The following is a 26,155-nucleotide window of genomic DNA, read 5'->3' as shown; positions in this document are numbered from 1 at the left end:
AAGCAGGATGCAGGTGATTTTTTTCAGACTTTTAAAAACAATACTTGTTGCTTTCAATCAATTTCGCAGCTATGCTTCGGCGCGCAGCAGTTGCGTTGATGTCCTCTGTTTTGGTAAACCTTTTCAACCCGGTCATCATCATGCGCCGTTCATCACCTTCGGCAAAAGAATTTAAAGCTTCTTTGCCTGCTTTGAAGATCCGGTCTGCGGCATCTCTTACATACACCTGCATCATATCTATCTGGTCTTTTACCGCTTCGGCGCCACGCTGGCCCGACAATTTCTCTACGCGTAATACCAATGATTCGCTTACGTAGGTTTCGATCAGCATATCCGCCAGGTACATCAATACTTCCTGCTCTTTGGCCAGGTTCATCATTAGTTTCTGAACCGCTGCGCCTGCAACAAGTAATACTGCCTTTTTGAAGTTAGCCGTGTATTTCTTTTCTTTGGTAAAGAGGTCTTCCTCTTCGGTATTGAAATCAGGAATGCTCATTAATTCTGATACTACGCTTTGGGCAGGCCCCATCAAGTCAAGTTCGCCTTTCATCGCCCGTTTAAGCATCATGTCAACAGTCAGCATTCGGTTAATCTCGTTAGTGCCTTCGAAGATGCGGTTAATGCGGCTGTCGCGATAGGCCCGGTCCATAGGCGCTTCGGCGCTGTAGCCCATACCACCGTAGATTTGTACGCCTTCGTCAACCACGTAATCAAGCGCTTCTGAAGCATGAACTTTAATCATTGCTGCTTCTATTGCAAAAAGTTCAGTGCCTTTTAGTTTTGCCTTTGAAGCTTCCATTCCGCCCTCGATCAGGTTGTGGGTAGCATCCTCAATATTCTGGCTGGCCCGGTACATGGCAGATTCGGTAGCATAAGTTCTGATGGCCTGCTCTGCCAGCTTGTAACGGATGGCACCGTATTTGGAGATGGGGCGGCCGAATTGCTCGCGCTCATTAGCATATTTAACAGCGGTTGTAATCACAGACTTAGCTGCACCCAACGCTGCGCCGCCAAGTTTGATACGGCCCAGGTTAAGGATATTAACTGCTATTTTGAAACCATTGCCGCGTTCAGAAAGCAGGTTTTCTACAGGCACTTTACAATCATTGAAGAATACCTGGCGTGTAGAACTGCCTTTGATGCCCATTTTGTGTTCTTCCGGGTTGAGCGATAGTCCTTCGAAACCTTTTTCTACGATAAAAGCGCTTAAATTTTCGTCATTATCGATCTTCGCAAAAACAGTAAACACATCGGCAAAGCCAGCATTGGTTATCCACATCTTCTGGCCGTTCAGAATATAATTCTTTCCGTCTGCAGAAAGTGTAGCGCGGGTTTTACCGGAATTAGCATCTGAGCCAGAACCCGGTTCTGTAAGACAATAAGCGCCTTTCCACTCGCCGGTAGCTAATTTGGGGATGTACTTGTTCTTTTGGTCGGCGTTGCCGTAGTATAAAATAGGCAGCGTACCAATGCCCGTGTGAGCCATTACCGCAACAGAGAAAGAAGCGCCGGGCCCTGTTTTTTCACTGATAAGCATGGCTGTGGTAAAATCTTTACCAAAACCACCATATTCCTCGGGGATAGACACACTAAGGATGCCCAGCTCGCCGGCCTGATTGATAAGGTCGACCATGAGGCCCTCTTCCTGTGCATCAATTCTGTTAAGAACAGGAACAACCTTTTGTTCTACAAAATCCTGGCAGGTTTGTGCAATCATCAATTGTTCTTCATCCCAGTTCTCGGGAATAAAAACGTCTTCTGCGCTGGTTTCCTTAATTAGGAATTCGCCACCTTTTAAATGTTTTTTATCTGTTGCTGTGCTCATAGCGCTGGTATGTTTTAATTTTATGATCTACAATAATTCGAAAATGCCGGCGGCTCCCTGGCCTGTCCCTACACACATGGTTACCATGCCGTATTTTTTTTCTCTTTTTTTCAACTCATCAAAAAGTTGTACAGAAAGCTTGGCGCCGGTACATCCAAGCGGATGACCAAGAGCGATTGCCCCGCCATTGACGTTAATAATATCCGGGTTGAGGCCCAGCCCTTTGATAATAGCAAGCGATTGCGAAGCAAATGCTTCATTTAGCTCAATCAGCTCGATATCATCCTGCTTCATTCCGGCCATTTTCAATACCTTAGGAATAGCCACCATGGGGCCGATGCCCATTATGCGGGGCGGTACGCCTGCCACAGCGTAGTTAACCAGCCGTGCAATAGGGGTAAGGTTATTTTCTTTTAAGACGCGTTCGCTTACTACCATCACAAACGCCGCGCCGTCGCTGGTTTGCGAAGAATTGCCGGCTGTTACACAGCCTTTGGCGTCAAACACTGGTTTTAGTTTTGCTAAGGCGTCTATCGATGTATCTGCACGCGGACCTTCGTCTGTGTCTACCGTGAAGTCTCTTTTCTTTTTCTTGCCGCTCTCGTCTACGTAGGTTTCTGTTATACTCACAGGTACTATCTGATCTTTAAAGCGGCCTTCTTTTATAGCGTTTATTGCTTTCTGGTGCGATTGATAGGCAAATTCATCCTGCTCGTCGCGATTGATCTGGTATTCTTTAGCAACAGCTTCTGCTGTTAATCCCATACCCCAGTAGTAATCCGGGTGTGCAAGCGCTACATCCGCATTAGGTACTATGCGCCAGCCACCCATCGGGAGCAGGCTCATGCTTTCCACACCACCGGCGATAATGCAATCTGAAATGCCGCTATGTATTTTTGATGAAGCAATAGCAATAGTTTCCAGGCCCGAAGCGCAGTAACGGTTAACCGTCATTCCCGGCACTTTATCTGTATCCAGCGCCATCAGAGAAATCAACCTCCCTACGTTTAAGCCCTGTTCTGCCTCCGGAGTGGCATTCCCCACAATTACATCATCAATTTGTTCTTTATCTATGTTGGGCACCGAGGCAATCAATTGTTTAATCACATCTGCAGCCAGTGTGTCGGGCCGGGTAAATCTGAACCCGCCCCGGTTAGCTTTTCCAACCGCACTGCGACAAGCCGCTACTATATATGCATTCATTTTTCTCTTTAATTGGTAGTTGTCAGTTTCTTAATACTTTTCCGCCTGTTAGAATTGATTGGATCCGCTCAAGCGTTTTTCTTTCTGTACATAAGGATACAAATGCTTCCCTTTCGAGCGTAAGCAGGTAATCCTCGCTTACCACGGTAGGTTGGGACAGGTCTCCGCCTACCATTACATAGGCCAGTTTTTGCGAGATCTTTACATCATGCTCGCTGATGTAATTGCCAGTATACATACTGTTGGCGCCCACATAGCCCAGTCCCAGAGCCTGTTTCCCCAGCACCCTGATGTCTTTCCGGGGCGCTGGTTGCACATAGCCCTCTTCTGCCAGCAGCAAGCAATGTCTTTTTGCTTCAGCCAGCAGGCGGCTGCGGGAAAGGATCACCACGTCGCGGCCTTTTTTCAGATAGCCCAGTTCAAAAGCTTCATAGGCCGAAGTGGAAACCTTAGCTTGGCCGATAGTGAGAAACCTGTCGCGGAAGTTATTTAGTTCGATATCGCCTTCCTGCAGTTCGTCAGAAAGCCGGAGGGTAAACTCTTTTGTACCGCCGCCGCCAGGGATCAAGCCGACGCCAAACTCTACCAATCCCATATAAAGTTCGGCGTGGGCCACCACCTTGTCTGCATGCATACACAACTCGCAGCCACCGCCTAACGCCATCTGGTGAGGAGCGGCCACGACAGGTATAGAAGAATACCTGATACGCATCATGGTGTTCTGGAACGCTTTTACAACCATGGCCAATTCATCAAACTCCTGCTCTACTGCCATCATGAAGATCATGCCGACATTGGCGCCCGCACTAAAATTGGTTCCCTCGTTAGAAATTACCAGCCCCCGGTAACTCTGCTCTGCAAGGGTTATGGCTTTGTTAATACCCTCAATTACTTCACCACCTATGGTGTTCATTTTGGTATGAAACTCCAGGTTGATGATGCCGTCGCCAATATCGGTGATGGTAGTGCCGCTGTTTTTCCAGATAGTTTTGCTGCCGCGGATGTTATCAAGCGTTATAAACTCTTCGGTGCCAGGAATAAGCAGATAAGATTTGGAAACGATATCATAGTAGTAACGTTTGCCATCCTGAACCTTATAAAAACTATCGGCACCAGACTGCAACATCTCATAAACCCATTGAGCGGGTTTGTGCCCTGCCGCTTCCATTGCCTTTAAGGTTTTCTCAACTCCTAAAGCATCCCACTTTTCAAACGGACCGAGCTCCCAGCCAAAGCCGGCGTTCATAGCTGCGTCAATTTTATAAAGCTCGTCTGCTATTTCTGGTATGCGGTTGCTGGAGTAGGCAAAAAGCTCATAAAAAACCGCACGATAAAATTCTCCGGCTTTATCTGGCGCCGCAAATAACACCTTCATGCGTTCTTTTAAATTATCAATAGAACGGGTGGTTTCCAGTGAAGGGAATTTTACTTTTTGCGAAGGCTGGTATTCCAGTGTTTTCAGGTTAAGCGCGTAGAATTGGTTAGCGCCCGCTACCTTTTCTTTTTTATAAAACCCTTGGCCGCTTTTGCTGCCAAGCCAGTTATTTTCTGCCATTTTACTGACGAAGGCCGGGATCTGGAATAAATGGCGGGCCTCGTCGTCAGGTACGTTTGCTGCAAGTCCGTTTGCGACATGCACCATGGTATCTAACCCCACTACATCACTTGTGCGAAAGGTTGCCGATTTTGGGTGACCAATTACAGGGCCGGTAAGCTTGTCAACTTCTTCAACCGTCATGCCGGTTTTGTCTACATAATGCAGGATGCTCATGATGCTGAATACACCGATCCTATTACCGATAAAAGCAGGTGTATCTTTTGCCTGCACTACGGTTTTGCCTAAAAACTTTTCACCGTATTCGAGCAGGAATGCCGTAACTTCCGTTAAGGTATCAGCCGTTGGAATGATTTCCAGGAGCTTAAGATAACGTGGCGGGTTGAAAAAGTGGGTTCCGCAAAAGTGCTTTCGGAAATCCTCCGTGCGTCCCTCTGTCATTAAATGGATAGGGATCCCGGAAGTATTGGACGAAATAAGGGTGCCTGGTTTACGATATTTCTCTACTTGCTCAAATACTTTCTGCTTAATGTCTAACCGTTCAACAACCACCTCAATAACCCAGTCACAATCGGTTATTTTAGGCATGTCGTCCTCAAAGTTTCCGGTAGTGATCCGTTTTGCAAATGATTTAAGGTAGATCGGAGAGGGGTTAGATTTTAAAGCCGCATCCAGGGCATCATTTACCAATTTATTTCTGGATTTAGCGTCGCTGCCAGCATCCTTGCCCACTACATCAAGCAAAAGCACCTGCACGCCAATGTTGGCGAAATGACAGGCAATTCTGCTGCCCATTACTCCGGAGCCTAATACAGCAACTTTTTTTATAATTCGTTTTGAACTCATAGTCAATTAGTCGGATTAATTTGTTCTTTCCCAAACAGTGGTGCGGCCAAGTAAAGAAATGCCGATATAGCCACGGATGTCGAGCGTTTTTCCTTTGTAAGTCATTTTACAGCTATAGGTCTTCCCGTTCTTAGGATCATAGATAGTACCGTCAACGTATTTGTTATCGCCGTCTTTAACGAAATCAGATAGTATCTGCAAACCTATTACAGGCCTTGTGCGGAGCTGCTCATCAGGATTTTTATCGTCAACTTTTGGCTTTCCATCTTTTAGCGGTTCTTTAAGCCACACTATTTTTCCATAGAATTTGCCGTTGGCGTCTTTTGATATTAAAATTTTGGCAGTTTTAATATCATTGAACCATAAGCCTTCTACTTTATCTGTTTGTGCGCGGCCCGCGAAAGTTGACAGCACCAGTGGCAGCACCAATAGCAATGTTATATATGGCTTTTTAGAGAATGTCATCATACATTCATTTAGGGTTTAAACAATCTGGCATTTGCAAAAAGCAATAAGCACCACCATAACCCGGCAGTAAATAACGGCTGTCAGATTTTTTTAATAATTTGGTTAAAGCCTTATTGCGATGGCTTTTATAATTGGTTTAACTTCTACAAATATCTTTGTAAAAACTTGTGCATAAAGGTCTAAATGGCGGAATGATTTGTCAAAAGTTCGGTATTTAACCGCAATAGTTGGCAAGCGGGGTTTACTTTCCCGCCTGCAGTTTTTGTACAGTGGCTATATAGTCAGTCATAGCACTTTCAGCCGAAGTTCCCCTGAGTTTCTGCCAGGCATCATATTTCGCTTTTGCCACAAAATCAAACATTCCGGGAGCGGGCGTATTAGGATCCATGTCGCCCTCGGTTGCTTGTTTATACAGGCTATATAATTTTAATAAGGTTTCATTGTCTGGCCTGGAAGTCAGCTCTTTGCTTTCTTTTACGGCTTTGTCAAAGCTTTCTTTTAAATCCATATTCAGGTATTTTATAAATCAGTTAGTTAGTTTTTGGAATCTCTTCAATATAGTCGTCACTCTTCGGGCAGTGTGCAAACAGTTTATTCAGATCGGCGTGTAGCACCGTCAGCTTGCGCTTCTCCATGTCAATCCACGCACCCTCTGCGACAATAATGGCTGCTTTAATACCGTCGCCTCTGTATATTTCATGGCGTATAGACCATCTGGATCCATCAGCCCTTGATTTAAAAACTTCGCAGGCTACCTTAATATTGTCATTAACGCTCACCTCCCGTAAATAAAAAAGTTCCTCTTTAAATAACACCGGGCCAGTTTTAGCTTTTAGAAGGACAGACGGATTTAAGCCTGCTTTTTCAAGCATGTTTAATCGCGCCTGTGCGCCCAGATCGGCATAGGCAGAATGGCGCATGTGCTGATTAGCATCTATTTGCGACCAAAGTACCTGCCCTTCAAAAAATACCTCCATATCTTACTGATGATTTTCTTTGAATTTTCTTACTGCTTCTGTTAGCCGTGGCAATACTTCCATTACATCACCCACTACACCATAATTTGCTGCTTTGAAAAAGGGGGCTTCAGGATCTTTATTGATCACAACAATAGTTTTTGAGCCACTTACGCCTGCCAGATGCTGAATCGCACCCGAAATGCCCGCAGCTATATATAGGTTGGGCCTGATTGTTCCGCCCGTTTGGCCCACATGTTCATGATGTGGCCGCCAATGCGCATCGGCCACGGGGCGGGAGCAAGCGGTAGCCGCACCCAGCTCTTTTGCCAGGTTTTCAATCAGCCCCCAGTTTTCAGGTCCTTTTAATCCCCGGCCGCCCGATACTACTAATTCAGCGTCAGCCAACGGTATCTGGCCAGTCACCTTGTTAACTTCGGTAACTTTTATCGCAAAATCTTTATCCTCAAAAGGTACTGACAGTTTTTCTATGATCACACTGCCCGTTGTTTTACTTAGCTGAAAGGTATTGGGTACCAGCATGATCACCTTGATAGCTGTGGTTACTTTTACAAAAGCAAAGGCTTTACCCGAAAAGACGGATTTTTTAATCATGAAACCTTGATCGAGATCGGGGTAGGACAGGGCGCCACTTACCAAACCTGCCTTTAGCGCCACGGCCACGCGTGGGGCGATTGCCCTGCCGTTTACATCGTGCAGCGTGACAATTACCTCGCTATTTTCCTGCCTGGCTGCGGTAATCAATAATCGGCAGTAGGCACGTGTATGCAGGTTGTTCAATCGCTCATCTGGTACATGGAGTACTTTTTTGGCGCCATATTCGCCCAGTTTCTGCATTTCCGAATCTGCTACGCTACCTGCTACAACTGCCGTAGCCGAAGTACCTAATCGTTGCGCTATTTCTGAAGCATACTGTACGGCTTCAAAGCTTTTCTTTTTTATGTTGCCCGAGCTATGCTCTATTAATACAATTACTGACATTTTTTAACTAATTAAGGGTTATACTAAATCACTTTAGCTTCCTGATGAAGCAGGTTCACCAATTCATCCATCTGGTCTGGTGCAATTAATTTTACGCCGGCTTTTTGAGGCGGCATTTCATAGTGATCGATTGCAATTAGTTCAGGTACCGGAGTAGGGGTGATAATTTTTAGTGCTTTACTACGGGCAGACATGATTCCCCGCATGTTCGGAATCCGTGCTTCTGCAACGCCTTTCTGGCAGGATATGACCACAGGCAAAGCACAACTGTCTGTTTCTTCACCTCCTTCTATCTCGCGCTTTACAGTTGCTATACCACCCTCCAGTGCAATGCTGGTAGCAAAACCGATATAATCCGCGTCGAGCAGTTCTGCCAGCATTGGTCCTACGGCACCGCTATGATAATCGATGGATTCTTTGCCGCATAGAATAAGGTCGTAACCAGCAGCCTTTGCATACTCCGCAATATAGTTAGCAATTACATAAGGATCGTTGCTGTCGGCATCAATCCGGACTGCTTCATCCCCGCCCACGGCCAGCGCCCTTCTGATGGTTGGTTCTGTATTTACCTTCCCTACAGTGATCAGATGCACTGCTTCTGCAATACCCGCTTCTTTAAGCTCCAGTGCGCGTACCAGCGCATACCATTCGTCGTAGGGGTTAATAATAAAAGTAACGCCGTTTTCATCTACAGCAGTATTATTGTCTTTTAAAGTGATTTTAGTTACCGTGTCAGGAACCTGACTAATACAAACCAGTACTTTCATAGCTATTTATAATTGGAAAAGAGCCATTGGTTCAGGCTACTTTATATGAAAGTAAAGGTATAGGATTAAGAAGCCCTTCGGAAAGGGCTGAAATGCGGATAGATTGGTCAAAAATTCGGAGAAACTGCCCGGTCAAATTAGCCGGTAACTTTGTCGCGAAATTCAGTAGGGGAGTGTCCCGTATGTTTTTTGAAATATTTGCCAAAAGAAGACTGATCCGGGAAATGTACCTCATCAGCCACCTGTGCAATACTGATTTCATGATTGCGCAGTAATACCTTAGCTTCCAGAACTACCGCATCATCAATCCATTCTCCGGCGGTTTTCCCGGTTACTTCCTTAATGGTTTCCGTTAAATGTTTGGGCGATACGCATAGCTCATCAGCGTAATACTGCACGTTACGGTGCTCTTTATAATGCTGGAAGACCAGGTTTTGAAACTGCATATTCAATTCCTGTTTCCGGGATTGCTTGTTTTTGATGATAATGTGCTGATCCTCATAAATAGAGGCTACTTCGTAAAGCATGGCTGTTAAAATACTTCTGCAAATTTCTGTCCGGTAGTGGTTGCCCTGTTCCTGTAACTTTTGCTGTATAAAGGAAAATATGTTTAACAGCATTTGAGCAGGCTCGTTAGCGGGGTAGATGACCGGGGTAGCGGTGGTTTTAAAAAAGCTCAGCGACTCCGGCAGATGGCTACTAACGTTATTCTCTCTTAAAAAAGCCTTTGAAAACACAATAAAGCGGCATAAAAAATCGGGGCTGCTGTTATAGATGCGTAACACGTGGAAGGGCGTAGCCAAAAGCATTGCATCCGGTTTGGCATCATAGGTCTGAAGATTTACCTCTACCAATGCAGTGCCACGTGTACAAATACCTATTATATAACCTTCAGATCGGTAAGGATATTCGCTTAAAGCTAATAGTTGGCGCTCCTCGGTGATGAAAAAGTCGGTTCCGATAGAGTTTTTAGCATATAGATCTACAAATTTCGGGAAGGTAAGTTGGGCTATTTTTTTGCTCATTGTTAGGGTTACTGACAATTGCCGTTTTAAGGTTTAACGTATCTGCTATATATTTTGCCCCTAACATACGTTAAAAATAAGGTTATTTAAATGATAAATGGGTATATCTGCCAGTGATGGCTTCGAGGAGCTCATTGCGTCTGTTTTTCCGACTTTTTGACTAATCTATCCGCATTCCAGCCCTTTTTTAAATTGTTATCCTGCGTAATTTTATCTTATCGGTATGCTAAAAATCCAATTATAAACCCGTATACTACTTATTAGCCTATTTTACTGTTATGAGAAGACTACTATTATTGCTGCTGGCATTAGTGCCTGCTATTGCCTTTGCGCAAGGTTTCCAGGTGAACCTTGGCGGTCAGAAACAGATCGGGATGGGGCATACCGGAACCGGGTTGGTACAAGACGGCGCCTCTATTTTCTTTAATCCCGGCGCTGTGGCCATGCTGCCCGAAAATTCTATTCAGGCAGGGATAAGTCCATTGTTTTTTAAATCGGCCTTTAACCCATCGGGTTCCAATACGGTCTATCATAATGCCAACAAAGTAGCGACTCCTTTTAACGCATATGCAGTATGGGGGCCTAAGAACGGTTTCTGGAAATTTGGCCTGGGTGTTTACACGCCCTTTGGTGGATTAACCGATTGGGGAAACAGCTGGTCAGGAAAATATGTACTGGAAAGTTTAAACCTGAAAGCCATTTATGTGCAGCCGACAATTAGTATCAGACTGGCAAACTGGGTAAGTATCGGCGGCGGTTTTGTTTACAACCATGGCAGTGTTGATCTGACCAGGGCCATTCCTGTTTCCGGGGCGGACGGACAAGACGGACAGGCACAGTTAAAGGGTGGTGGAAATGGATACGGTTGGAATGCCGGTGTGTTTTTTAAGGCAACAGGCTTTACGGCCGGGGTTTCGTACCGATCAAAGGTTAAAACCACCATTGATGGTGGCGATGCTTTTTTTACAGTGCCTGCTTCCTTACAAGCTAATTTTCCTCAGCCAAATACCTTTACGGCAAGTATTCCTTTGCCATCAACAACTTCTGTCGGGTTCGGCATTTATCCAACCAATAAGCTTACCCTTGCACTTGATGTAAATTATGTACACTGGAGTGTTTACAAAGTACTTGCATTTGATTATGCTAAAAACACGTCGACTTTACAGGATACTTATTCTCCGCGTAATTATAAAGATGCTGCGAGCTTCAGGGTTGGCGGGCAATATAAAACAACCGATAAACTGGCTTTGCGCGTGGGTGGCGGATATGCCTTAACTTCTGTAAGGGATGGATATGTAACGCCGGAGGCGCCCGATGCAAATCGTTATTATTTTACTGCCGGGGCCGGCTACAAGCTTTCGCGCCACTTTGATATTGACGCCAGCTTTGAGTTTGAAAAAGTGTTGTCACGAAATCAAACCAACATAGAATCAAACCTTTCAGGTACTTTCAATACGCAGGTATATATTCCTGGTGTAGCACTTACATATCATTGGTAAATTATTAAATGCCCGATCAAATGAAAAATCTCAAACTATACTTCTACTTATTGCTGCTGACAGCCGTTTTTTCGGCTTGTAAGCCTGAAATTCATACACCTGCGCCGCAGCAGGGCTCGGCTGATTTCTCCCGCTATATTGCTGTCGGCAACTCTTTAACCGCCGGCTATGCAGACGGCGGATTGTACCTGGAAGGGCAGCAAAATTCTTATCCTTCTATTATTGCAAAGCAGATGATAACAGCAGGAGGGGCTCAAACATTTAATCAGCCTTTGTTTTCTCAAAGTCAGGCCAATGGCTCGGGCTATCTGAAGTTAACAGGTTTTGATAGCAATGGCAGCCCGGTGACTGCAAGCGTAACTACCAACCTGGCTATAACCGGCGTCACCAACATTCCAAATTTCGGTAATGTTACCACCTATACGAAATATACCGGCGATATTGATAATTATGGGGTGCCGGGTATAAAACTGCTACATATTAAAGTACCGCAGTATGGCAACCTCAACGGCTTTTTTGAACGGCTGCTCCCGGGTGCCGAAGGAACTCATACAACTACCTATCTGGACTTTATCAGCGCCAAGCCTTTTACTTTTTTCTCTAACTGGCTGGGAAATAATGATGCACTTGGTTATGCCACCAGCGGCGGCGCAGGAGATGTTTTAACAGACAAAGCTGTTTTTAATGCGCTATATACAGAACTGATTAATACATTGACTAAGACCGGTGCAAAAGGTGTTTGCGCTACCATACCAGATGTAACCGCTATTCCTTATTTTAATACGGTAACACCGGCATTGATACTGGCAGGTGTGCAAAAAGCCAATGCAAGTGTGCAGGCTATCTATGTAAATGCCAAAAGCAATACTGATGTTACCAGTACCACTTATGCAGCAAGACCAGCTACTGCAAGCGACCTGATTACGCTCACTTTCCCAACTTCTAAAATTGGCCAGCCGGTAGCATCTGCGGGTAACCTGCCTTATGGTTTAACACCGCTTACTCCAATTGAAAACCAGTATGTGTTAGACGCAAATGAGGTAAGTATTGTAAAAGATTATGTAACCGCATATAATAATACCATTAAGACGGTGGCCGCATCAAAGAATATAGCAGTAGCAGATATGTACACTTTCCTGAATGATGTTAAGGCGCATGGTTTATTGGTAGATGGTGTAAGTCTCAACTCTGCTTATATCAGCGGCGGTTTGTTCTCTTTAGATGGAGTGCATTTAACGCCAAGGGGCTATGCCGTAGTAGCCAACCAGTTTATCAAAGCCATTAATACGCAGTATAATGCCAATATTCCACAGGTAAGCGTAGGCGCTTATAACGGAGTTAAGTTCCCATAATAGTATGCAATTTTCCCTCTCAATAATCTAGCTTAGAAGGCTCTGCAAAATAATACCATGTTAAAGCAGCCGTGCCCATTGGTTCCATTTTAAGGAATTACAGGATATGGGATACATCATTTACCACCCTTCGTACCATCCGGGTTATCGGAGCGAAATAGAATTAAAAAAGCCTTGAAGAGTACATTCTTTAAGGCTTTTTATCTTTGTTGTAAATTTTGGAGTTTGCTTTACTAAAAATAACTTCGATATCGTTATCAATAAAATTTCACAAATTAACTTCGCCAATCGAACTCGATCTCGAAATTTGAACGCTATAAGCCAATATAAGCTATACGCTAATGAATCTGGAATTTTATAAAACAAAACATAAAGGCCTTAAGAAATATATTGAGGGATATTATTTTATCTCTGAAAATAAAAATTCTGATTTGCTTCATTACTGGACGTTCCCAAATAATTTTTTTATCATTTCGGTAAATGAAAACGCTGATGTTAGTATTGAAAATAACAGGATTATAGTAAAGCATAGCTCCGATAAAAACATTGTAGCAGACTATGTTGCCAGTTATATTAAGCCAATAGAAGTGTGCTATATAAATCCTGTAAATGAAATTACTTTTTATTTTAAGCCCTTGGGCATTCATCATTTTATCGAAAATGCACAGTCCTTGTTAATGACTAAGGCGGCTACCGATTTTATGCCCTTCCCTGATTTTATCGATAAAATGGCAGAAATATTTTTGCTCAACGACAGAAACGAACAAATTGAGCAGTTAGAAGAGTACTGGCTGTCAAAATTAATACCTCAGCCATTATCTTTATTGGAAAGTGTGCTGGTCGATATTGAGTCTGACCAAAAGATTGATGATGTGGCCAGGAAACATAATCTGTCACGTCAGTATTTGCATAAGCTGTTTAAAAACAATGTTGGTAAGTCACCCAGTGAGTATCGTAAAATACATAGGTTTAGAAGTGCTATAAGCAAACAGCATGAATCAAAAACGTTAACCCAGTTGACCTACGACCAGTCGTACTATGACCAATCACATTTTATAAAGGATTTCCGGACGTTTGCAAACATCAATCCCCATTTGTTTTTTGATAAGGTAGATACGCGCAAAGACAATATCTGGCTATTTATATAGCAGTTTACATTCTTACAATTTTACGCCCTGCCGTACCTGTACTTTTGTTGCATATAATATCCTTCTATGCGAAAAATAGTGTTCTTTTTAATGATGGCCTTTTCTGGTCAGATGTATGGACAAACGGCGAGCTGTAACTGTGATCAGGCATTTACCGAACTGGTAAACAAAATAGAAACAGAATATCCGGGCTTTGCTTTTAAGACAAAAGACGGGCTTGCTTACAGCAACTTCAAAGAAAAATTAGCGCAATCATCAAAAGATGCGACATCTGCGCAGTGCCCTGCTTTATTAAAAGCATACACTGATTATTTTAAAGATCCGCACTTGTGGGTGGGTAGTAACGGGGCGCCCTTCTCTGGCGCTACCAGTGGCAAGGGTAAAGAATCTATTAACATTCATATCCCGGATTTTAAAAATAAAATATTATCAGGTAAAGATAAATTGGAGGGGATATGGAAAAATGAAACCTATACGATCGGACTAAAAAAATCAAATACAAACGAGTATACTGGATTTATAATTGAGTCAGCATATAAAGAATGGAAACCAAAGGAAATTAAATTCAAACTGTATAATGACAATGAGTTTGAATATGCCTTGCTGGACGGTACTACAAAAACCGGAACGTTTAGAGTTATAGACAACAGCATATTACAATTAGAGGATGTAAGCGTTCAATTTGTAAAGTATTTACCGAAGCCAACCCTTAGCGAAGGTGAGCTATCACAGAAATTAGGAGAGTTGAATGGCTTTTATATTAAGCGGCTTTCTTCAAGGACAGCGATTATAAAACTGCCCAGTTTCGATTATAAATACATGCGCACTATAGATAGTTTAATCAGTAATAATAAAGATTTGCTGGAAAGTGAAAACCTGATCATCGACCTTAGGGGGAATGGTGGTGGGACTACTGATGCCTACCAGAAATTACTCCCATATATTTCCGGAAAAGCGATCAGAAATACTGGAACCGAATTCCTGGCTACACAAACCTATATTGATAACTTGAAAGCTTATAAAAAGACACTGGATAAGGATACTTCAGCTACAGACACTGATGATCATATAAAGCGGCTGGAAAATAATCTCGGGAAATTTGTAAATTTTAGTGGCTCGCAACATCCCGAGGTAGCGATTGAGCAGATAGCAGTATCGCCTAAAAGCCCACGACATATAATTATTCTTGCGAATGGCATGACGGGAAGCTCTGCCGAGTATTTTTTATTCATCGCAAAGCAAAGCAAGAAAGTTAAGATTTTCGGCAAGCCAAGCTACGGTGCCCTTGACTATGGAAATGCCTATTTAGTAAATTTAAAGTGTTCCGGCTATCAGGTGTTTTTACCCACATACAGGGCGTTGCGCTTACCGGATTACCCTATCGATAACATTGGCATACAGCCCGATGTATATATGGACAAATCCATAGAGGACTGGATTGCCTTTGCGGTAGATTACTTAGAAAACTAAATGCGGTAAGACCAATACCTAAGTAATGAATTTAACATTAACATATAAATACGTACTGATCTTTTGCATTAACTTTTTTAATGCACGAGTTGCACGAAATAGTACATATTTCTGTTGGACGTTTGATATGCGGTTGCTGGGGTACGAGAGATTTTAATGTGTGGTTTTTATGCGGAAGCTGCGCAGAAGAAAATCCGTTTATTGCGGGCGGTTGGTTTAATAGTTGCGCTGTTGCACGCACTTTGGCGCCCGCCGGTAAGTCAGTTTCACCTGTTTTAATAACCCGGTAATATAAAGTAGCTGTATTACGGTAAGTTACCCTTATAGGTATTTCTTTTTCCGGCAATACCTGATCATCCATTGGATACCGATAGCTTCTGGTTGATGCCGTAAAACCATGCTTAACAACTTACTTACTTAAACGGATTACTTCCTTTTCGTTAATCATACTATTATTCGGGCTGCTTTTCTACCAGTTTTTCTTCTTCATCAATACTTTTGGATCGTTTCCTATAGCGCCTTTTGGGTTTAGGAGCCTCAATAAAGAAATACATTATATAACCGATAATAACCCCTGTCAATAAGCCGCCGATATGCGCGGCGTTATCAATACCCCCGGCTAATCCGATAATAAGGTTTATGCCGATAAAAACCGCATTGTTAATCAATAGCGCCTTTTTGGAACGCGCGTCAACTTTATTGGTGGTTAATAGTGCGGTCATTAAACCGAATAATCCAAAGATAGCTCCGGATGCACCGACACTTAATGTTGCCCGATGCCACCATATACTTGCCAGGCTTGCCAATAAACCACACAAAATATAAGCAATTATAAATTTGGCTTTACCTAAAACAGGCTCAAGAAAAGCGGAAACGAAAAGAAGGCCGTACATATTAAATAAGAGATGCATTAATCCTCCATGTAAAAAAATACTTGTTAATAGCCTCCACCATTGTCCTTTAACCACGGCGGGGCGATAATTAGCGCCCCAGGCGTATAGGTCTTGCCCATCAAATGAGATAAAGCCTAACCCGGCAAAAACCATAAGGACAAAAACCAGAATGTTTAAAGCAATAATGACGACGAACAAAGGAATATTTTTATCGATTTTTATTGAGAAGAGAAAGTTACTGAACGCAAAGAATTGATTTTTAGGACTATATTCCGGAAGCTTTTTAAGTTGTGCTGTATTAAACTTTGGAAAGATTAACATCAGTAGCCAAATACCTGCTCCAATAGCAAATGATTTGAATATCCAACCCAGTTTACATCCGTTTCTTGCTGCGAATGGTTCGGTTTTGGCCTCTAAAATTATTATGTTGGAAGTGTTATTTCCAATTGAAGTTTTAATGGCCGCCTCATAACGTTTCCGGCGATCATTATTTCCAATGCGGTCTAAATAAATAAATTGATCAAGGTTCTTCTTTTGCAGATCATTATACGTTTCCACACCTAATTCTTTAAAAGCAGCTTCCTTTTCCGCATCACTACTGTTATTACTAATACCTTTCATGTATTCTGTCCCCAGCCATGCAACGGGTGTTTTAAACCTCGTCAGGGTTTCAGCTTTTGCTGTAGGTATGTTGTTTATAATAGGGCAAGCTACATACAGATGAAATGTTAAATGCTCATTGTTTTTTCCGCTTACTTCTGTTCGCCGGTGTACAGTGGCATGTTGCTTATCAATATAATGATTTCTGATAACGTAATATTTTGTAAAGGGCTGTCGGGTTATTTCGTCAATACTATTTATGGTGGTCAGTTCGCCTGTCGCTGTAAGCAGATACTCTTGCGCGATTATGGTAGGAGCAGAAATAGCCAAAGAAGCAGCAAAAAAATATAAAAAAGGAAGGTTCCCCTTTTTGTCCCTTAATACAAGTAGTTTAATTTTAGGTCTAACCCAAATAAACACTGGTATGGCAGGCAGACAAAATGGTAGCCAGAATTTGATTAACTCTTCATTTAAAGACAATATTTCGAATCGGTAAACAATTAACCACATCAAAAAGGAATAGCCGCCGATAAAGCCTATTCCGACAAGCAAGAAGGGTAAATAAATGAGCTTTAATTTAGCGAGTAGTTGGGGCATTGTTGTTGTAATAAAGGTTTGTATATCGAAATGAAAGCATCAATTTATAAATACAGGGAGCAAGCTAGTAGATTGCTTTCAATAATTTCAAATGCCGTGTAATTCCAATGTTGGCACGAGCTTACGTGCCCGCTGCTATTACGACCTTGTAGCTAATGTCTATTGAAGATGGACTTGATTTGCCATCAGTAAGCCGTTTCGCGTTTATTTCAGCCTATTCCTTTTTCAATTATTCTCAAGTGAATCTAAATAAATTAAATAATCATCGATTCCACGCTCTTTTAATATTTGTTTATAAGCAATTGAGATATCATTACTCTCACGAAAATTAAGTAGTCTTTTAGCTAACTTTTCGGATGATAAATGCTGAAATTGTTCCTTCAGATTTTTTATCCTTTCAAAACTACCTGTCGTTTTGTTTCCCATATTAATTATTGTCCGTCACTGGCGCAAGCGTTACATATGTGCTACTATTGCCATATTAAGCCGATAGCAGATTAATCAACCACACGCAACCAACTAACGTAATTAGAATCGCACAATATCTCAGTTCTACCCACATAAAGGTATGTTGTCGTTTTATTCTTGGTAAATAGACAACCCGTTGAACTATTGCCCCCTCGTATACTTTTACACGTTTGTTATCCATTACAAATAATGAAACGCCTGACAGCAAAAAAGTAACGGCGCCGTTATACTTGTCGTTAATTGATAATGCATCAGTCAGCACAAATAATACAAAGCCGATTATTAAAGGCATACCTATTACCCATCCGCCTTTGCCCTTATGTTGAATGATATGTGCAAGCATTTTTAAACATAGCTTGCATAAAAATACTTCAAAATATTTCTCCCGCACAAATACCATTACCACAAGCACTTAAGTTGTAGCCTACTTATGTAGGCTCTTGCTTAATCGAGCATGGTGCCCAGAACGAGATTCGAACTCGTACCACTTTAGTGATATAGGTAGATGGTAGGTATATACCAGGTACCAGTGCGGAAGAAGGGACTCTAAACCCTAAATTATCAGCATTTAATGCCAATCATACCCACAAAACCTACATTGTTTTGCTTCCGGCGTTCGGGCTAACTTTTTACATACCGGGCATAGGTTAAAGTATACTTTATCGGGATTATCCTTTAAAATACGTTCGGCGAATGTTTGAATAATCCCCCAAATTTTCGACTGAACCATAAATCCGACGCAGCTGCTTAGGTCCGGTCTTTAATTATTTTAAGGAAGCTCTCTTGGTAGCTTTCGCCAATGGGTATTGCCTGATCGCCAATGTAAACCGTATGCCCGTCAACCATGCGCATTTTAGCAATTGAAATGATGTAAGATTTGTGTATCCTGTAAAACGGTGGCTGAGGGAGCAGTTCGTCAATATCCCGCAGACTCTGGTAGGTAATGATTCTTTGGGTGGTGGTAAAAATCGAGATATAATTTTTAAGTCCCTGTATATAAAGGATATCGCCGTGGTCTATTTTCAGAAATTTATTTTTGCTGTCGCCCTTGATAAAGATGTAGTCTTGTTCAGTAGGTACCGTTTCCGCAGCCGCAGGGATCAATTGTTTTGCAGGAAGCTGCTTTACACCGGTAAATTGCTCGAATGCTTTTTGTGCGGCTCTAAGGAAGCGATCGAGCGCTATCGGTTTTAATAAATAATCAATTACCCCGTATTCAAATCCGTCCAGGGCGTATTCAGCATAAGCCGTAGTCAAGATCACCTTACATTTATCGCCGCAGATTTTTAAAAACTGTAAGCCGGTCAGCTCGGGCATTTGAATATCCAGAAAAACAAGGTCTACCGCTCCGCTCTGGACAAGGTTCAAGGCTTCTATTGCATTTGTAGTAGTGCCGACAAGCTCAAGGTAGGATACCCTGGCAATATAATCAGCAATCATGTTTATAGCGTAAACTTCGTCGTCAACAGCAATGCAGCGTATCCTTGTCATGGTTTATGTAATATAAGATGCAGCGTTGTGCTGTAAAATTTCCCGTTATTACTAATTAAAAGCTCATATCCGCCCGGGTATATCAACTCCAGCCGCCTTCTGATATTAACCAGCCCTATACCACTTGAACTATCCTTCTGCCCGTAGCTTATTTTATTGCTAACCTTCATGGTTAATTGTTGGCCGGTAGTACTAATAAGAATTTTTATTGGCGTGCCGGCATCGTTGACCACACCGTGCTTGAAAGCATTTTCTACCAGCGGTATCAATATCAGCGAGGCAATCTTTTTTCCGTTAAAATCACCGGTTGCTTTAAAATCAACAAAAAAGCTCTTTTCAAAGCGTAAACGGTAAATCTTGATGTAATTGCTAAGGTAGTCTATCTCTAAGCTTAGGTCAAGCATTCCATCGAGGGTATTATTAAGCATGTAACGCATTAGTTGCGAAAGCTTAACAATGGCGTCTGCAAGTTTATCGCTTACGGGGTAGGCTAATGAGTACAGGTAATTGAGCGTATTGTATAAAAAGTGCGGGTTGATCTGTGTTTTCAGAAACAGCAGTTCGGCTTGTGTTTTTTCCTGCTTTAATTGTTCGGCTTCCTGTTCTTTCTGATAGGTGTTTAGTAATGCCCAGGCTACAAAACTGAATATGATAGGCTGGGCTGCGCGCCACCAGTTATCGCCGACGTAATACCAAAATCCTACCGGATGATCATAATTACTATATCCTAAAAACCATAAATAAAACACTTCTTCTATTAGGTACCTGCAACCGATAAACAAACCGTCGGCTACAACAAGCCCAAGCACCAACAGTGATATTTTTTTGACTTTTAGTAACGTGGGATAAACGAAAAAGAAACAGAACGAAAATTCTATAAAGCCCGCGACAAGGTTTGACCATACGTAAGGTTGCGTCCCCCTTTTGTTGGCCACGTTATCAATATAAAGATAGAGCGTATAACACACCCATGCGAGTAAATAATAAATGACCAATCGGTTACGCTTCATAGCCCAAATATAATAGGAAGGTATACCAATCGGCCGTTTATTATCCCAACAGGCTTTATCGCAGTATTAAAACCTGTGTTGCAGGTATCAACGCGTAATTACATTTAAAATAGTGGTGGGATAATATATCCGGGTGTTGGGATAAGAAAATTTAGCCGGTTAAAGTTGCAGGTCATCTTTGCTTCATAACTTAAAAACAAAGGATATGAAAAAAACAATCAAAGTGTGCCTGATCATTTTAACAGTAGGGATAACCAGCATTGGTAAGGCCAATGCCCAACAGGCAGACAGCGTACGCCGTCTTATTGACACCCTACTTCAGTTCAGCAAGGCCAACTCGCTGTATAGCGGAAGTGCAGATTGGAAAAAGATAAACGACAGTGTACGTGCCAAAGCGGCAAGCGCAGGAACAATCAAAGAAGCTTTACCAGCTGTTAAATTATTGTATCAGCTATTGGGTGATCATCATGGGTTTATCACCTATAACAACAAATATTACGGATGGACCGGAAATAATAAACCATTGGACAAAATAGTGCATGCCGCCCTGATTAAACAGATGAAAGACGGTTACGGGCTGCGCAAGCAAATGCTGGAGAAAGGCTATGGCTATTTGCTTATCCCGAATAATAACCCTACTTACCGGGGTGCGGTTAATAGCATTGCCCGGCAGATCAGAGACTCACTGATGGCGCTTAAGCCTGAAAAATTAAAAGGCTTGGTGATCGATCTGCGTTTAAACACCGGTGGCGATATGTATGCGATGATTGGCGGGCTAAGCAATCTGTTTAAACCCGGAAAGCTTGGCGCCTTTGTTTATCCGGGTACAAAGAAAGAGGAAGCATGGAGCATTGAAAGTGAAAACGGCAGGGATAAAGTTTATTCTGGCGATGATACTTTGTGCAGGATAAACCGCCGTGGCAACCCCCTGTACGACCTTAAAGTTGTTGTGCTGATAGGGCCATACACCTGTAGCTCTGGTGAAGCACTTGCCATTTCTTTTAAAGGTCGTAACCACACATTCTTTATCGGCGAGGATAGTGGCGGCTATACAACGGCCAACAACTCTTTTCAATTTACCAGTACGATAGGTGTATTTGTTGCAACAGCGGTAGAAGCCGACCGAAATGGACGCTTGTATACCGACAACGTTAAACCAGATGAAGAGATTACCGGTGGAGATGATTTTAATAACCTGAGGAATGACCTGAAAGTGAAAGCTGCAATTCAGTGGCTTAAGCAGAAGTAGCTAAGGGATCAGTTTACAAACATCATCGGCAGCTAAACACTATTTAAATGAAACAATTACTTCTGCTTGTCCTATTATTAGCAAACTCTTTAAGTTATGCGCAAAATGGAAAATCTGTTTCTGACGAGGACAGGTTAAATAAATACATTACTTCCCATATCAGCTATTTCACCTTTAACGGGCAGCGCCCGGAGGGAAAGGGATGGGATACACTGGACAGTCTGTTTGCCAAGAACCAGTTTGTAGCCTGGGGCGAATATCATAACTCGCCTTTGCTTTCACAATTAACCGTTTATGCGCTTGAAAGCGCCGCAAAATATGGCTATAAAAATTGGTGCGTTGAGGTGGGGCCGTATACGGCTACAGAATTAACACGCATTTCACGGGCTACCAACCCGGCAGACACCATAGAGAAGCTATTTAAAGAGGGCTATCCAAAGATTGGCACTTTCCCTTTTTTCAGCACCGCAAATGATGCACAGATGCTAATGGCGGCGCACAAGTTTGGTTATCATATCTGGGGAATCGATCAGGAATTTCAAATGAGCTTCCCCTATGGTCTTAAGAAGATTTATCAGGCCCAGTCAAACAAATTCCGGCAGCGGTACAAACCGCTGTATGATAGCCTCCAGGCAAAGTGGTGGTACCCTAATACCTTGCTTTTAGATAGCCTTGCCAATGCAATCGGGCAAAAGCAATACAAAGCTCTTCTGCAAGGCATCAAGGTTTCTAAAGAGATCTACCGGAATGGCGATAACGCTTCAAGGGCGGCTTTAATGAAAAAAAACTTCTTCTGGTGTTACAATCAAACCGATAATAAACAGAAGGTATTCTTTAAAATGGGCAGCAATCACTTAGCCAAAGGAATGAATCTGCAAACCAACCTTTACGATATTGGTAACGCCGTTTACGAACTTGCCCAGCGCAACCAAACCGGCTTTGCCAATGTATATTTAATGGTGCGTTACACCATAGAAAATGGAAAACTGACAGACGATTTCTCAAGCAAAGAGAACGAAAATCCAAGGGTATTTTCAAGCCTGTATGAAAAGGATAAATGGGTGTTGATTGATCTGAGAAAATTGAAAGTAAAGTATGACGCTACCTTATCCAGAGATACCTACCAACTAATTGAAAAATATGATTACGTTTTGATATCGCCGGAAATACTGCATGCAGATGCTACTGAAAATTAATCGGCATGCGGTTAAGCCCGTAGATAAATTACATCTGATTTGTGTTGCGCTGCTATTCGTGTTCACCCGTTTTATTTAACCTGGCCATAGATTTTTTGCAATTGCAATGTTTTATCCTTCATCAGCTTTAGTGCCCCATTTAACAGATCGGTGTGGTTAAGTTTAAAATCCATGAACTTTTGAAGCAGGGCATCTGCAGGGGCGTCAAAACCATTTTTTAGCAGTGCTGCGTATTTCCGGGCGAAGTTCTTCTGATCCTCATGGGCCATAGTGTACAGCTTGCAAGAGACCAGCATGGCGTAAAGGTAATTGACATTGTAAATGGGGTCGTCATAAAGCAGGCGCTTATTGATCCACTCGCTGCGCCTTTCTGGTTCACTTGCAAAGTAGCGGTCATATTTGTTCATAATACCGGCATAAAGACTATCCACGCCCCGGCGGTCATTAATCGTCCCTGCAACAACACCTTCGTAAAGCCCTTGTTCAAATGCACCCTCTTCTGCAGAGGTAAATAGCTCGAGCGAAAGCTTGTCTAAAAACATTTTGGTAAAATAGGCCTTACCTGCTGGCGTAGGCGCACGCTTTTCCAGTTCATCCATCAGTAATAACTCATTGAAGATCGCGTAGGCTTCAAATAAAAAACTTGGTCCGTTTTTATAAGACGGCACAGAAAGGTGATCGCTCATCAGTTGTTCATGCGTTGCATGACCGCCTTCGTGCGCCAAACGCGAAATTTCTCGGATGGTTCCGTTGTAGCTCCTCATATAAAGGCTTTCGGGCACACCCGGGAAGCCAACGGATGTGAATTCAGTCACCCGGTTTGGCCCACCGGCGATATCCAGTTCACCATTCGCCGGGTCAAGCAGTTTTGAAAACGCCTGTCCGTATTCCATGCCCAGCGGTTCCAACGCGGTTAAGATTAACGACCTGGCCTGGGCGTAAGGCAGTGCCTGAGCTTTATAGCTTAGCGGTAATGAGGCGTCCCAGCTATGGACGTTTTTGATCCCAGTCATCCTGCTCACCTGATCTGCCTGTATGCGCTGATAGTTTTGAAGCACATCGGTATGCCTTGCTATTTCAGCAAGCATCTCCTTAACCGCAGCTTCAGGCAGTTGTAATCTGCGGAGATAAGCACGTTCGGTAGCGCTCTTAAATCCCCTTAGCCTGGCCATGGCTGTTTTCTGCATGGTTAAATCAATCAGGGTGGTGGCCAGTACGTCAGCATGCCGGGCATAGGCCTGGTGATAAGCGGCCGTGCCTTTCCTGCGTAGGGTGCTGTCGGGGCTTTTAAGAATAACCGGCAAAGCAGTAACCGGATCATATTTTATCGATCCCGACTGGACAGAATCCGCTTTGATATTGTCCATTAATGCATCATACCGGTTAATCAAATGGTCAACCATGACATCCGATAGTTGATGGGCCATTGCCTCTTCTTTGTCTGACAAGTTGTGAACAGCTTCACAGGCGGCCTGCTTTAACAGGTATCGGTAAGCAGTTAAGCCATAGTTGCTCAGTTGTTCATCAGTTAAACTTATAAAAGCCGGCTTAAGTAATCTGGTGCTAACCATTCCCTGAAGGGCGCCGGTAGAAGCATCCAACTGATCGTAAGCCTGCCTGGCCAACGTATCTTTGTTATTGACGTAACATTTTAGCGTGAAGTAGCAGAGATGCCTTTCCATCGCTACCAGCAGGCGTTCATAGGTATCGAGGTGCGCACGTAAGTTCTCCGGCGACCAGGCTGTATCGCGCTTTAAAACTGCAATGCTGTCCAGCAGCCGTGCTCGGGTCGCTTTCTCATCAGCCTCGTTTTTAAAATAGCGGGAAAACCGGACATGAAATGACGCTGCTTGTCCGTCAAACGGATCGAATTGCTGGGAATGGGCGCAGAATGAGCTGCAAATTAACAAGAACGCTAATAGTGCTTGATATTTTCTGATAGGTGAGACCGGCATCGTTAGATCATTTTGCTCAAAAGTAAACTCCAGGGAGGTGCCGGAATTGAACTAAATTAGCCTTTTCGTTATTTTATAATTTCCGGAACGCGTTAGGCAGGTAACCGGTAGCAGCCTTAAACGTGCGCGTAAAATGCGCCTGGTCTGCGAAGCCGCAGTCATAAGCTATCCTGGTGAGCGGCAGGGAGGTGCTTTTAATCATTCTCAATGCCTTATCAACCTTAATCCGGTTGCTGTACGTGCTTAAGGTGATTGAAAAATAAAGCGGAAAATAACGGGATATTGTTACCGGATGAACACCGATCTTTGAGGATAGTTCATCCAAACTAATAGGCTTATCCCATTCATCATTTAGTAATTGCTGTAATTTTAAAATCCATAGCGGTGGTGTTTTACTGGCCATCGGCGAAGGTTGCGTCCCGGCATCAAGCAACTGGTATAACAACAATTCTGCAGAGGCACCGGCCTGAAGTGAGCTGTCGTGCAGTTCATGGCAAAGCCTGATGAGTGTGAATTTGGTATTGACAGATTGTGGAATCCAGTTGAACAAGTGCTCTTCTTTTATCGTCAGGTCACGGATCAGTTTCTCATTAAAATCAACATTTATTTTCCGGGTACCGGGTGTATAATTGTTGCAACGATGCTGTTCGCCAGCGGGTATAAATTTCAGATCACCAGGCACTCTTTTATACTCTTTATGCTGTAAATCTTCTGTATGGCTGCCATTCAGCAATAAGCTGATGCCGGAATTTTCGTGTGCATGCCATTCCTCATAACCGCAGTCGCCGGAATAATGGGTAAGGGCAATGCTACAGCCGGCGACAGTGCGATGTTGTTTAGTATCGCCAAGAAAAAATTGAATAGCTGCCATATATCTCCAGATGGATGATGTTAACGGAATTACCTGCTACGAATAAGACCCAACCGATTGCATTACGTTACAGTTGAATAATTAATATACTATTATAGGTTAGAAGAGAAAAGGATAAACATTTATTACTTTGCGTAGGCGCCGGTACTAATTTCTATTTTTTTTCTTAAGCCTAATCAACGTATTAAAGTAGCGGTAGATGCAAGTAATTGTAATTATATCAAGCGCGAGAAAGGCCCGGTATTTTTCGTGCCGATAAGCTATTTATTTGTTCCGGACTCGCCTTTGGGCCAACGCCACGCCTGATATACGATTAAAGAAGTAATACTAATTTCGATAACACCCAGATAGATATAAAAGAGCATCCATTGATCAATGGATGTGCCGACTACTAATAGCATCACCATCGTAAAGAAAATACCGGCGGCAATGTTAACAATGCGGTTTGCTTTAGGCTTTAGAATTAAAGATAAAAATATCATTAGCGGAGGTATGGACAAGAGAATTGCATATGCAAGTAATACCCACGGCGTAATGGGGCCGGCCCCGGATTGTCCGTTCATCAAACCTTTAATTCGGCCAGGAACAAATAACGAAAAGAAGTCGCCGTAGATATAGCAAAACATGAGCGAAATCCACAAAGCCGAAAGTTTAACCTTTATATTTATTCTAAAATCCTGTAGATCCATTTTTTTTGTAGTGTTCATAT

General features: G+C 42.9%; 23 protein-coding genes and 1 tRNA gene. 6 read left to right on the top strand and 18 right to left on the bottom strand.

Features of this window, described 5'->3' with window-relative positions:
• Nucleotides 1–31: 31 nt before the first annotated feature.
• The 9 genes from MUY27_RS05305 to MUY27_RS05265 form a co-directional block, all read right to left on the bottom strand.
• Entirely contained in the window at nt 32–1,825 is a 1,794-nt protein-coding gene (locus tag MUY27_RS05305) for an acyl-CoA dehydrogenase family protein (protein WP_245128947.1), read from the bottom strand.
• A gap of 27 nt (nt 1,826–1,852) precedes the next feature.
• Nucleotides 1,853–3,028 (bottom strand): acetyl-CoA C-acyltransferase, encoded by a 1,176-nt coding sequence (locus MUY27_RS05300; RefSeq protein ID WP_245128946.1) that lies wholly within the window; start codon nt 3,026–3,028, stop codon nt 1,853–1,855.
• 22 nt (nt 3,029–3,050) lie between these two features.
• The gene (locus MUY27_RS05295) at nt 3,051–5,429 is read right to left on the bottom strand and encodes a 3-hydroxyacyl-CoA dehydrogenase/enoyl-CoA hydratase family protein (protein ID WP_245128945.1); all 2,379 of its coding nucleotides are present in this window, start codon (nt 5,427–5,429) and stop codon (nt 3,051–3,053) included.
• A 15-nt stretch (nt 5,430–5,444) separates the two neighbouring features.
• Nucleotides 5,445–5,897: a DUF2147 domain-containing protein gene (locus MUY27_RS05290; protein ID WP_338042648.1), complete on the bottom strand. Its 453-nt coding sequence runs from the start codon at nt 5,895–5,897 to the stop codon at nt 5,445–5,447.
• A gap of 241 nt (nt 5,898–6,138) precedes the next feature.
• Nucleotides 6,139–6,405 carry an acyl-CoA-binding protein gene (locus MUY27_RS05285; RefSeq protein ID WP_245128944.1) on the bottom strand — a complete coding sequence of 89 codons (267 nt, stop codon included), beginning with the start codon at nt 6,403–6,405 and terminating at the stop codon, nt 6,139–6,141.
• A 22-nt stretch (nt 6,406–6,427) separates the two neighbouring features.
• Nucleotides 6,428–6,874 carry an acyl-CoA thioesterase gene (locus tag MUY27_RS05280; protein WP_245128943.1) on the bottom strand — a complete coding sequence of 149 codons (447 nt, stop codon included), beginning with the start codon at nt 6,872–6,874 and terminating at the stop codon, nt 6,428–6,430.
• A gap of 3 nt (nt 6,875–6,877) precedes the next feature.
• The gene (locus tag MUY27_RS05275; protein ID WP_245128942.1) at nt 6,878–7,855 is read right to left on the bottom strand and encodes an electron transfer flavoprotein subunit alpha/FixB family protein; all 978 of its coding nucleotides are present in this window, start codon (nt 7,853–7,855) and stop codon (nt 6,878–6,880) included.
• Between the two features lie 23 nt (nt 7,856–7,878).
• Nucleotides 7,879–8,622 (bottom strand): electron transfer flavoprotein subunit beta/FixA family protein, encoded by a 744-nt coding sequence (locus MUY27_RS05270; protein WP_245128941.1) that lies wholly within the window; start codon nt 8,620–8,622, stop codon nt 7,879–7,881.
• A gap of 137 nt (nt 8,623–8,759) precedes the next feature.
• A complete protein-coding gene (locus tag MUY27_RS05265) occupies nt 8,760–9,647 on the bottom strand; it encodes a helix-turn-helix domain-containing protein (RefSeq protein ID WP_245128940.1) in 888 nt (295 codons plus the stop codon).
• 278 nt (nt 9,648–9,925) lie between these two features.
• Between MUY27_RS05265 and MUY27_RS05260 the strand changes: the two genes are divergently transcribed.
• The 4 genes from MUY27_RS05260 (at nt 9,926) to MUY27_RS05245 (ending at nt 15,116) form a co-directional block, all read left to right on the top strand.
• Nucleotides 9,926–11,146 (top strand): OmpP1/FadL family transporter, encoded by a 1,221-nt coding sequence (locus tag MUY27_RS05260; protein WP_245128939.1) that lies wholly within the window; start codon nt 9,926–9,928, stop codon nt 11,144–11,146.
• 20 nt (nt 11,147–11,166) lie between these two features.
• Nucleotides 11,167–12,498, top strand: a complete 1,332-nt coding sequence (locus tag MUY27_RS05255) for an SGNH/GDSL hydrolase family protein (RefSeq protein WP_245128938.1) — start codon at nt 11,167–11,169, stop codon at nt 12,496–12,498.
• Between the two features lie 341 nt (nt 12,499–12,839).
• Nucleotides 12,840–13,646, top strand: coding sequence for a helix-turn-helix domain-containing protein (locus MUY27_RS05250; protein WP_245128937.1), 807 nt, complete (start codon nt 12,840–12,842; stop codon nt 13,644–13,646).
• Nucleotides 13,647–13,712: 66 nt separating this feature from the next.
• Nucleotides 13,713–15,116, top strand: coding sequence for a S41 family peptidase (locus MUY27_RS05245; RefSeq protein WP_245128936.1), 1,404 nt, complete (start codon nt 13,713–13,715; stop codon nt 15,114–15,116).
• Between the two features lie 452 nt (nt 15,117–15,568).
• Here MUY27_RS05245 and MUY27_RS05240 read toward each other — a convergent pair whose 3' ends face one another.
• The 6 genes from MUY27_RS05240 to MUY27_RS05215 form a co-directional block, all read right to left on the bottom strand.
• Nucleotides 15,569–17,206 carry a rhomboid family intramembrane serine protease gene (locus tag MUY27_RS05240; protein WP_245128935.1) on the bottom strand — a complete coding sequence of 546 codons (1,638 nt, stop codon included), beginning with the start codon at nt 17,204–17,206 and terminating at the stop codon, nt 15,569–15,571.
• Nucleotides 17,207–17,431: 225 nt separating this feature from the next.
• Nucleotides 17,432–17,632 (bottom strand): hypothetical protein, encoded by a 201-nt coding sequence (locus MUY27_RS05235; protein WP_245128934.1) that lies wholly within the window; start codon nt 17,630–17,632, stop codon nt 17,432–17,434.
• Nucleotides 17,633–17,687: 55 nt separating this feature from the next.
• The gene (locus MUY27_RS05230; RefSeq protein WP_245128933.1) at nt 17,688–18,017 is read right to left on the bottom strand and encodes a hypothetical protein; all 330 of its coding nucleotides are present in this window, start codon (nt 18,015–18,017) and stop codon (nt 17,688–17,690) included.
• Nucleotides 18,018–18,129: 112 nt separating this feature from the next.
• Nucleotides 18,130–18,236 (bottom strand) — tRNA-OTHER (locus MUY27_RS05225).
• A gap of 185 nt (nt 18,237–18,421) precedes the next feature.
• On the bottom strand, nt 18,422–19,165 hold the full coding sequence (locus MUY27_RS05220) for a LytR/AlgR family response regulator transcription factor (RefSeq protein ID WP_245128932.1): 744 nt from the start codon (nt 19,163–19,165) through the stop codon (nt 18,422–18,424).
• Nucleotides 19,162–20,175 carry a sensor histidine kinase gene (locus tag MUY27_RS05215; protein ID WP_245128931.1) on the bottom strand — a complete coding sequence of 338 codons (1,014 nt, stop codon included), beginning with the start codon at nt 20,173–20,175 and terminating at the stop codon, nt 19,162–19,164. The genes MUY27_RS05220 and MUY27_RS05215 overlap by 4 nt, the downstream gene beginning before the upstream one ends.
• Before the next feature lie 205 nt (nt 20,176–20,380).
• Between MUY27_RS05215 and MUY27_RS05210 the strand changes: the two genes are divergently transcribed.
• Together MUY27_RS05210 and MUY27_RS05205 are read left to right on the top strand one after the other, a co-directional pair.
• Nucleotides 20,381–21,424 carry a S41 family peptidase gene (locus tag MUY27_RS05210; RefSeq protein ID WP_245128930.1) on the top strand — a complete coding sequence of 348 codons (1,044 nt, stop codon included), beginning with the start codon at nt 20,381–20,383 and terminating at the stop codon, nt 21,422–21,424.
• A gap of 47 nt (nt 21,425–21,471) precedes the next feature.
• The gene (locus tag MUY27_RS05205; RefSeq protein WP_245128929.1) at nt 21,472–22,620 is read left to right on the top strand and encodes a hypothetical protein; all 1,149 of its coding nucleotides are present in this window, start codon (nt 21,472–21,474) and stop codon (nt 22,618–22,620) included.
• A 71-nt stretch (nt 22,621–22,691) separates the two neighbouring features.
• Here the strand turns inward: MUY27_RS05205 and MUY27_RS05200 are convergent, their stop codons facing one another.
• From MUY27_RS05200 to MUY27_RS05190, 3 genes are all read right to left on the bottom strand, one after another.
• Nucleotides 22,692–24,530: a M3 family metallopeptidase gene (locus MUY27_RS05200; protein WP_245128928.1), complete on the bottom strand. Its 1,839-nt coding sequence runs from the start codon at nt 24,528–24,530 to the stop codon at nt 22,692–22,694.
• A 118-nt stretch (nt 24,531–24,648) separates the two neighbouring features.
• Nucleotides 24,649–25,446, bottom strand: a complete 798-nt coding sequence (locus MUY27_RS05195) for an AraC family transcriptional regulator (protein WP_245128927.1) — start codon at nt 25,444–25,446, stop codon at nt 24,649–24,651.
• Nucleotides 25,447–25,706: 260 nt separating this feature from the next.
• Complete coding sequence (locus MUY27_RS05190) at nt 25,707–26,153, bottom strand: DUF6326 family protein (RefSeq protein ID WP_245128926.1); 447 nt, start codon at nt 26,151–26,153, stop codon at nt 25,707–25,709.
• Nucleotides 26,154–26,155 lie beyond the last annotated feature (2 nt).

Origin of the sequence: Mucilaginibacter straminoryzae (genome assembly GCF_022953055.1) — a bacterium.
Classification (GTDB): domain Bacteria; phylum Bacteroidota; class Bacteroidia; order Sphingobacteriales; family Sphingobacteriaceae; genus Mucilaginibacter; species Mucilaginibacter straminoryzae.
This window is presented reverse-complemented; position numbering and strand designations above follow the sequence as displayed.